Source organism: uncultured Eudoraea sp. (assembly GCF_947258525.1).
Classification (GTDB): domain Bacteria; phylum Bacteroidota; class Bacteroidia; order Flavobacteriales; family Flavobacteriaceae; genus Eudoraea.
Genome location: NZ_CAMYIP010000088.1, coordinates 1 through 2,840, shown reverse-complemented (window position 1 = coordinate 2,840; position 2,840 = coordinate 1). Strand labels below are relative to the sequence as shown.

The following is a 2,840-nucleotide window of genomic DNA, read 5'->3' as shown; positions in this document are numbered from 1 at the left end:
CCGCCGACATATACGACTTCGGTTTACACCAAGGAAGAAACAGAGAGATCCGGATTTTTTAAATGGTTTTGGGGCGAGCGCTATCGAGACGTTTTTAGCAAGGAGATCACCGTACCTACCGTTAAATTAGATACGATGTTTGGTGGGTTAACCCCGATAAGAAGGGGAGGAGGCCACCAATCTAACTCCTTGCGCCTGGTAAACCCGGAAGGCAAAGAGTATGTGATGCGGGCTATTCGGAAAAATGCCGTGCAATATATTCAGTCAGTGGCATTTAAAGAACAGTTTGTACGAGATGAATTCACGGATACAGATACAGAGGATATTGTGATGGATTTCTTTACGGCTTCACATCCCTATGCCTTTTTAGCCATTGGCGAACTATCGGATGCTGTAGGCATATACCATACGAATCCTAAGTTATACTATGTTCCAAAGCAGAATGCTATCGGGCAATACAATGATGAATACGGGGATGAACTTTATATGATCGAAGAGCGAGCCGCGGATGGCCATGGGGACAATTATTCTTTTGGCTATTCAGATAAGCTCATCAGTACACATGATATGATCGATATGTTGCGAAAAGATGAAGATCATATCGTGGATCAGAAAATGTATGTACGGGCCAGACTATTCGATATGTTATTAGGGGATTGGGACCGGCATTTTGATCAATGGCGATGGGCAACTTTTAAGGAAGACGGCAAGACTATATACAGGCCGGTACCTCGCGACAGAGACCAGGCTTTTGCCTTGATGGATGATGGTTTTGCAACCGGACTGGCAACTACATTGGTGCCTCCAATTCGACTCATCAATTCCTATGAAGAGGAATTAAAAAGTCCGAAATGGATGAATTTGGAGCCCTTCCCACTGGATATGGCATTTATGACCCAAATGGATCGGAAAACCTGGTGGGATGAAGCCCAGTTCATACAATCTAAAATTACCGATGATGTGATCGAAAAGGCGTTCTCACATCTGCCCGAAGAAGTTCAGGATCAATATGTGCTATCCATCAAAGAGACATTAAAAGGACGGAGAGGGAATCTAACGACCATCGCCGAAGAGTACTTCCATATTATCAATAAGTATGGAGTGATAACAGGAACAGATAAAGATGACTGGTTCGAAATAGAGAGAATGTCGAAAGGACAAACCAAAGTATCAGCCTTCCGTATCAAAGGAGGCGAGAAAGCGGACCTGTTGCATGAACGAACTTATGAAAGAAGTGAAACAAAAGAGATCTGGCTATATGGTCTGGACGATAAAGATTATTTTTTGGTAAAAGGTAAAGGATCTAACCTTATCAAATTACGTATCATAGGCGGCTTAAATAATGATCAGTATGATATTCAGAATGGGAACAAAGTACATGTCTATGATTTCAAGAGCAAAAACAACACCTTGCTCACCGGGAAAGGGCGTAATCATATCAGAGATGATTACGACACAAACAACTATGATTACAAACGACCGAAATACAACTCCAATGTACTGATCCCTACTTTTGGGGGCAATCCGGATGATGGTTTAAAGTTCGGTCTGGCAAATACATTGACAGTAAACGGATTTGAGCGAAATCCTTTTACCTCAAAACATGTCTTTGCGGCTAACTACTTCTCATCTACCCAAGGATTTGACCTGGGCTATGAAGGAGAATTTGCCAATGTGATCGGGGAATGGAACCTCACCCTTAATGGCAAATTCACGAGTCCGAATTTCGCCATTAATTTCTTTGGATTTGGGAATTCTACACCTAATCCGGAAGCAGATAATGATGAGTTGTTTGACCTGGATTACAATCGCGTAAAATTGGGAACAGTTAGTGGTGGTTTAGGCCTGATATCCAGGGGCAAAGTCAATGGAGAGTTCCGGATCGGCGTAGATTATGAATCTATCGAACTGGACGAGACCGAGGATCGGTTCATCAATATATTTGCCGCGAGCATACCACAGGATAAAAGGAATAATTTTGTGAGGGCAGAAACTTCCTATTTATATGAGCAATATGACGAACCCGCTTTTCCGACACTGGGGATGCAATTCCTGATCCGCGCAGGTTATGTGGCAAATGTTGATAATGATAATACCTTTACGTATTTGGTCCCGTCCCTGGCATTCAACTATAAACTAGGGCCATCAGGGCAGTTGGTATTTGCCACCAAATCCAAGGCCCATATCAATTTTGGGGAAGAGTTTGAATTCTACCAGGCAGCGAGTGTCGGCGGGAATGATGGCTTACGGGGGTACAGAAATCAACGCTTTACGGGTAAAACCTCTTTTTATCAGACTTCGGACCTACGCTTGAATTTCAATCGATATAAAACCAGTATTGTACCCGTTGAATTGGGGATCTTTGCCGGATTCGATATCGGTAGGGTCTGGGTGGATAATGATCTTGTCTTGAATCCAGGTGAAAACATGGACGACTGGAACACATCGGTCGGCGGCGGATTTTTCGTGAATGGGGCCGACTTTATGACCGCCAATTTCGGTGCATTTGATTCAGACGATGGTATCCGGATCTACTTTGGATTTGGCTTTGGGTTTTAGTCGGGAATGATACGATACGTGCTATTATGCTCCATGCTTTTGCTTTCATGTGGCGAAAAATTTTCAGAAAACGATAAAAGCGTGAGGCCGCCAAAAGGAATGGTCTATATCCCTGCAGGAGAATTTTTGATGGGCGGCAGGGGAGAACTGGCATTGCCACGCGAGTTTCCAAAACACCCTGTTCAGGTAGATGCATTTTTTATGGATACAACAGAGGTAACCAACGGACAATTCTCAGAATTTATTTCGGCAACGAATTATATCACAATAGCGGAAAGACT

General features: G+C 43.3%; 2 protein-coding genes. Both read left to right on the top strand.

Annotation, left to right across the window (positions count from 1 at the left end; genetic code table 11):
• Positions 1-2,559, top strand: a 2,559-nt coding sequence (locus tag Q0X89_RS06970; protein ID WP_297692514.1) for a phosphoesterase, incomplete at its 5' end; no start/stop codon positions are given.
• An 81-nt stretch (positions 2,560-2,640) separates the two neighbouring features.
• Positions 2,641-2,840: SUMF1/EgtB/PvdO family nonheme iron enzyme (locus Q0X89_RS06965; RefSeq protein ID WP_297692512.1), on the top strand; the 200-nt coding region annotated here is incomplete at its 3' end.